Source organism: Streptomyces atriruber (assembly GCF_001418325.1).
Taxonomy (GTDB): domain Bacteria; phylum Actinomycetota; class Actinomycetes; order Streptomycetales; family Streptomycetaceae; genus Streptomyces; species Streptomyces atriruber.
Genome location: NZ_LIPN01000341.1, coordinates 1 through 6046 on the forward strand (window position 1 = coordinate 1; position 6046 = coordinate 6046).

General features: G+C 72.9%; 6 protein-coding genes. 3 read left to right on the forward strand and 3 right to left on the reverse strand.

Translation table 11 applies throughout. The features are described from left to right. Positions 1–20: 20 nt before the first annotated feature. Positions 21–791 carry a DeoR/GlpR family DNA-binding transcription regulator gene (locus AOK03_RS30420; RefSeq protein ID WP_055568581.1) on the reverse strand — a complete coding sequence of 257 codons (771 nt, stop codon included), beginning with the start codon at positions 789–791 and terminating at the stop codon, positions 21–23. Between the two features lie 258 nt (positions 792–1049). Continuing rightward, positions 1050–1859 carry an NAD-dependent epimerase/dehydratase family protein gene (locus tag AOK03_RS30425; protein ID WP_055568582.1) on the reverse strand — a complete coding sequence of 270 codons (810 nt, stop codon included), beginning with the start codon at positions 1857–1859 and terminating at the stop codon, positions 1050–1052. A 255-nt stretch (positions 1860–2114) separates the two neighbouring features. Between AOK03_RS30425 and AOK03_RS30430 the strand changes: the two genes are divergently transcribed. From AOK03_RS30430 to AOK03_RS30440, 3 genes are all read left to right on the forward strand, one after another. Beyond that, a complete protein-coding gene (locus AOK03_RS30430; RefSeq protein ID WP_055568583.1) occupies positions 2115–3074 on the forward strand; it encodes a 5-dehydro-4-deoxyglucarate dehydratase in 960 nt (319 codons plus the stop codon). Next, positions 3071–4243, forward strand: coding sequence for a hypothetical protein (locus AOK03_RS30435; protein ID WP_055568584.1), 1173 nt, complete (start codon positions 3071–3073; stop codon positions 4241–4243). The genes AOK03_RS30430 and AOK03_RS30435 overlap by 4 nt, the downstream gene beginning before the upstream one ends. Before the next feature lie 82 nt (positions 4244–4325). Continuing rightward, a complete protein-coding gene (locus tag AOK03_RS30440; protein ID WP_055568585.1) occupies positions 4326–5681 on the forward strand; it encodes a S28 family serine protease in 1356 nt (451 codons plus the stop codon). Here AOK03_RS30440 and AOK03_RS30445 read toward each other — a convergent pair. Then, positions 5656–6046, reverse strand: a 391-nt coding sequence (locus AOK03_RS30445) for an MFS transporter (protein ID WP_157869119.1), incomplete at its 5' end; no start/stop codon positions are given. The genes AOK03_RS30440 and AOK03_RS30445 overlap by 26 nt on opposite strands.

Genomic DNA, 6046 nt, shown 5'->3' on the forward strand with positions numbered 1-6046 from the left:
GGGGAGGGGTGCGGGTGGCGTCAGACGCGCAGGACCTGCGGGCCCAGGAGCGAGTAGCGGTGCGCTTCGGAGGCGGGCAGCCGGCTGCTCGTGACGATCGTGTCGAGGTCGCCGATCCCCGCGAACCGGCAGAAGCTCGTCGCCCCGAACTTGGTGTGCACCCCCAGGAACACCGTGCGCCGTGACGCCCTGATGGCCTGCGCCTTCACCTCGCTGACCGCGGGGTCGGGGGTCGTCAGGCCGTGTTCGCGGGAGATGCCGTTGGCGCCGATGTACGCCAGGTCGATGACGAACCCGGCCAGCATGCGGGTCGTCCAGTGGTCGACGGTGGCGAGCGTGCCGGGCCGCACCCGGCCGCCGAGCAGCAGGACGGTGATGTTCTCGGCCTCGGCGAGGGCCCCGGCGGTGGCCAGTGAGGCGGTGACCACGGTGAGCGGGCGGCCCGCGGCGGCGCCGGGCAGCGACTCGGCGACCAGCTGAGGGGTGAAGCCCTCGTCGATGAAGACGGTCTCGGCGTCGCCGAGGAGCTCGGCGGCGGCGGAGGCGATGCGCCGCTTCTCCGGGACGTGCATGGTCGTGCGGAAGGCGAGGGTGGTCTCGAAACCCGCGCTCTCCACGGGGTAGGCGCCGCCGTGGGTGCGGCGGACCAGGCCGTGGTCCTCCAGGGCCCTGAGGTCGCGGCGGACGGTCTCCTTGGCGACGCCGAGCTCACCGGCGAGGGCCGTCACGTCGACGGATCCTGCGTGCCGGGCCGCGTTGACGATCCGCCGCTGACGTTCCTCCGCGGTCATCGGCGCCACCTTCTTCCCCTGGGTCTGCGGTCTCGCGGTGCCCGTTCGGGCCCTGTGGGGAAGTTCTACAGCGCGGACAAGGGGGGTTGCCAGGCTCCGAGCGGGCACGATGATGCCCGCATCTGCCCGCTTGGCGGGGCGACGGCCAGTGGGACCGGCCTCGGGCGTGCCCGTTTGCGGGGGTGGAGGCGCCCGTTCGGTGCCCGAATGGGGGCGAGCGGGCGCGAATTCCTCGGTACGGCCAGACCGGCGGATCCCTCAGTACGGCCAGACCGGCGGGTTCGTGCAGAAGTGGCCCCCCAGGTGTGCGTGGTCGGGGTCGGCCGGGTCCAGCTCGCCCTGCTCGGCGACCAGCTTCCGCGCGTACCGCTCGGAGTCGTCCCGGGGCTCGTAACCGAGCGCACGCGCGGAGGACAGGTCCCACCACAGGCGGGTGTTGGCCGACGAGCCGTACACGACCGTGTGCCGCACGTCCTCGGCGGTGAGGGCCGCGTGGAAGAGCCGGGCCCCGTCCTCGGGGCTCATCCAGACCGACAGCATCCGCACGCTCGACGGCTCCGGGAAGCACGATCCGATGCGGACCGACACGGTCTCGATGCCGTGCTTGTCCCAGTAGAACTGGGCCAGGTCCTCGCCGAAGGACTTCGACAGGCCGTAGAAGGTGTCGGGGCGGCGCGGGGTGTCGACCGGGATCAGCGGGTCGTCGCCCCGCGGGCGCGGCGTGAAGCCCACCGCGTGGTTGGAGGAGGCGAAGACGATCCGCCGGACGCCCTCCTCGCGGGCCGCCTCGTAGAGGTTGTACGTGCCCTCGATGTTGGCCTTGAGGATCTTGTCGAAGGTGGACTCCAGGGAGATGCCCGCGAGGTGCAGGACCGCGTCCGTGCCGCGCACAGCCTTGCGCAGGGCGTCCCGGTCGGCGAGGTCCGCCGTGACGGCCTCCGGCTCGTCCGCCAGGGGGCGCACGTCGAGCGGGCGCAGGTCGTATCCGTACGAGGGCAGGAGCCCGCGCATCAGGGTGCCGAGGCCGCCGGCTGCGCCGGTGAGCAGGACGGTGCGGGGAGCAGGCATGCGGGTCTCCTGAGGGCGTGGCGTACTCATTCACGTACAGAGTTCACATCCATGGACAAGCTAAGGATCTCGGCCGCGCCCCGTCAAGTGCCCTGTGTCTCGCGGAGGCGGTGAATCCGCTCGTGGGTGGGGAGTTCATCCGCTTGACCGGGCCCGATGGGGCGCCTTAGCGTGGTCGCGTTCAGGGATATGGACATGAATCAGAAACATGCACGCCCCGCACACACGCATCGCATGCACGCCTAGGGAGAGCCCGTGACGTCAGCCCCCCTCGCTTCCCGACTCCGCGTCCCCAGCGGGCCGCTGTTCTTCCCGGTCACCGCGTACGGGCCCGACGGCGCTCTCGACCTGGACACCTTCCGCGCCCATGTGCGCGGCGGCATCGAGGCCGGTGCGGCGGCCGTGTTCGCCTGCTGCGGCACGGGCGAGTTCCACGCCCTGGCCCCCGAGGAGTTCCAGGAGTGCGTCGCCGCCGCGGTCGACGAGACGGCGGGGCGGGTGCCGGTGGTCGCGGGCGCCGGATACGGCACCGCGCTCGCCGTGCGGTACGCGCGCCTCGCCGAGGAGGCGGGCGCCGACGGACTGCTCGCCATGCCCCCCTACCTCGTCGTCGCCGAGCAGGAGGGGCTCATCCGGCACTACGGGGAACTGGCCGCGGCCACCTCCCTGGACGTCATCGTCTACCAGCGCGACAACGCGGTCCTCACCCCGGAGTCGGTCGTCGAACTCGCCCGCGCGGACGGCGTCATCGGCTTCAAGGACGGCCTCGGCGACATGGACCTGATGCAGCGCACGGTCAGCGCCGTGCGCAGCGAAGTGCCGGGCGACTTCCTGTACTTCAACGGCCTGCCGACCGCCGAACTGACCGGCCTCGCCTACCGCGGCATCGGCGTGACCCTCTACTCCTCGGCCGTCTTCTGCTTCGCGCCGGACATCGCGCTCGCCTTCCACCGCGCGTTCAACGCCGGTACGCCGGAGGGGGACGCCGTCGTGAACCGCCTCGTCGACGGCTTCTACCGGCCCTTCGTGGAGCTGCGCGCCCTCGGCCGCGGTTACGCGGTCTCCCTCGTCAAGGCGGGCGTGCGGCTCGGGGGCCTGGACGTCGGCCCCGTGCGGCCGCCGCTGCACGAGCCCGCCGACGAGCACGTCAAGCGGCTGGCCGAACTCGTCGAACAGGGCCGTGCGCTGCTCGGGGACGCGAAGGGCGCCGCATGAAGGCCGCCGCGTTCCTCTATCCGTGGGACGTCGTCGGTGACCCCGAGGCCCCCGAGCGCCTGGCCCGCCTCGGCATCCGGCAGGTCACCCTCGCCGCCGCCTACCACTCCACGCGCGCGCTGACCCCGCGCCACCCGCGCCACCGCGTCGTCACCGCCGCGCACGCGGCCGTGCTCTACCCGCCGGGCGACCACTGGCAGGGGCGCGAGCTGCGGCCGTACGCGGCCGGGGGCTGGGCGCCGGGCGATGCCTACGGAGAGGCGGCGCAGGCCCTGCGCGACGCCGGGCTCGACGTGCACAGCTGGGTCGTCCTCGCCCACAACTCCCGCCTGGGCGACGACCACCCGGCCACCTCGGTGGTCAACGCCTACGGAGACCGCTACCCCTGGGCGCCCTGCATCGCGCAGCCCGCCACGCGCGCGTACCTGGCCGACTTGGCGGCGGAAGCTGCCGTACGCCCCGGGACCGGCACACGCGGCACCGAACTGGAGTCCTGCGGCTGGTACGGCCTCGCGCACCTGCACGCCCACGACAAGATCGCGGGCGTCCCCCTCGGCGAGGCCGGGCAGTACCTGATGTCGCTCTGCTTCTGCGCCTCCTGCCGGGAGGGGTACGAGGGGCAGGGGCTCGACCCCGACGAGCTTGCGGACGTCGTCCGCCGCGCCCTGGAGCCCGTCTGGCGAGGCGGGGAGGAGGGCGAGGGCTGGCCCGCCGTCGAGAAGCTCATCGGCACGGACCGGGCGGTGGCCACGCGCGCGTGGCGCGAGGAAACCGCACGCACCCTCCAGGAGGCCGTCGTCGGCGCCGTCCGCGCGGCGGCCCCCACCGGATTCCAGGTGCTGCTCCACGCCGACCCGGTGACGTATCACTGCGGCGCGAACGCGGGGGTCGACCCCGCGCACGTCCTCTCCGTGGCCGACGGTGTGGTGGTGCCCTGCACGGGCGGCGCGCGCCTGCTGGAGCCGTTCGCCGCGCGGGGCGGGGAGCGGGCGGTCCTGGCCGCCAACCTCACCGTGGTGAGCGGCATGGGCGGCAGCCCCGCCACCCTCGCCGCCGACGCGGCGCGGGCCGCGGAGCTCGGCGCCACCGAACTCCGCCTCTACCACGCCGGACTGGCCTCGGACGCCGACCTCTCCCTCGTCGCGAAGGCCCTGTCGCACACGGAGTGATCACCGATACCATCCGCGCACCACAACCGTCACTCCCGTATCAGGGGGGCAGATCCCGTATCCGGGGACAGAGGGGGAAAAGGTGCGCAACAAGCGCAACAAGGGGATATCCGCGCTGGTCTGCGCCGGAGTGATCGCGGGCGCGGCGGTGCTCGGCGGCGCGGCACCCGCCGCCGCCCGGGCGACCGCCGGGCAGGACACCGCCGCGTCCGACGTCCGCGACCGCCTGGCGCGAATACCGGGCATGACCGTGGTCTCCGTCGCGGAGAAGGAGGGCCACCCCCTCTACACGCTGGCGTACGAGCAGCCCGTCGACCACCGCAGGCCGCACGGCGCCACGTTCACGCAGCGCGCCACCCTCTGGCACAAGTCCACGGGCAAGCCGACCGTCCTCTACACCGGCGGCTACACCCTCGCCGGGGGCACCACCGCCCTCACCAAGCTGCTCGACGCCAACCAGGTCAGCGTCGAGCACCGCTACTTCGCCGAGTCGCGGCCCAAGGGCGCCGCGGGCGACGACTGGTCGAAGATGACCGTCGAGCAGGAGGCGGCCGACGAGCACCGCCTCACCCGCGCCCTGCGCACCATCGAGAAGGGCAAGTGGCTGGGCACCGGCGCCAGCAAGGGCGGTATGACGGCGACGTACCACGAGCGGTTCTACCCCGAGGACCTCGACGCTGTCGTCGCGTTCGTCGCGCCCAACGACGCGAACAACCGCGACGACAGCGGCTACGAGCGCTTCTTCAAGGCCGTGGGCACCAAGGAGTGCCGGGCCGCGCTGAACGCCGTGCAGCGCGAGATGCTCGTACGACGCGACACCCTGCTGCCCCGGTTCGAGAAGGAGGCGGCGGCCGAGGGCCACACCTTCGACGAGACCCTCGGCAGCACGGACCGTGCCTACGAGTTCGCGGCCCTCGACCAGGTGTGGAACTTCTGGCAGAGCGGCGCGGAGGCCGACTGCGCCACCGTCCCCGACGCGAAGCGGACCGGCGACGACGAGCTCTGGAAGTGGTCGAAGGAGCACGGCTTCAGCGTCTACCGCGACCAGGAGCTCGGCACCAACGGCACGGGTCCCTACTACCGCCAGGCGGCCACCCAGCTCGGCTGGGCGGACCTGAAGTTCAAGCACCTCGACGGCGTCCGCCACCACCCCGACATCTACCAGCCGAACTCGGTGCTGCCCGCCGCCATGCGCGGCACGTACGACAACAGCACGATCGCCGACGTCGACCGCTGGGTGCGGAAGCACGGCCAGCGCATGATGTTCGTCTACGGCGAGAACGATCCGTGGAGCGCCGAGAAGTTCACGCCCAGCCGCCACGACTCGTACCGGTACGTGGTGCCCGGCGCCAACCACGGCGCGTCGATCGCCGGGCTGCCCGCGGCCGAGCAGAAGAAGGCGATCGCGACCGTCAAGCGCTGGGCCGACGTGAAGTAGCCCGCGCGCGGGGCCTCAGCAGGGGCGCGGCGATCAGCAGTCGCGCCCCCGTGAGGACCGGCAGCAGGAGCCGGAAATCGGTGCTCTCCACGAGCGCCGCGCCCGCCGCGATGCCGACCGCGGTCGGCGCGAACATCAGGGTGCTCGCGGTCGCCGACACCCGGCCGAGCAGCGCGTCCGGCGTCGCGCGCTGCACCGCCGTCAGGCCCGCGATCAGTACGCAGGGCAGCCCGACGCCGTTCGTGAGGCTTCCCGCGAGGACCGCCGCATCGCTCGGAACCGCTGTGAGCGCCGCGGAGACGCCCGTCAGGACGATGCCCGCCCCGCCGAACCGCCGCGCCCCGAACCGCCGCATCAGCGCCCCC

What these genes read in the sequence shown, in the direction of transcription:
- AOK03_RS30435 (WP_055568584.1), top strand. Translation starts at nt 3,071, where the DNA reads ATGAAGGCCGCCGCGTTCCTCTATCCGTGGGACGTCGTCGGTGACCCC.
- AOK03_RS30425 (WP_055568582.1), bottom strand. Translation starts at nt 1,859, where the DNA reads ATGCCTGCTCCCCGCACCGTCCTGCTCACCGGCGCAGCCGGCGGCCTC.
- AOK03_RS30420 (WP_055568581.1), bottom strand. Translation starts at nt 791, where the DNA reads ATGACCGCGGAGGAACGTCAGCGGCGGATCGTCAACGCGGCCCGGCAC.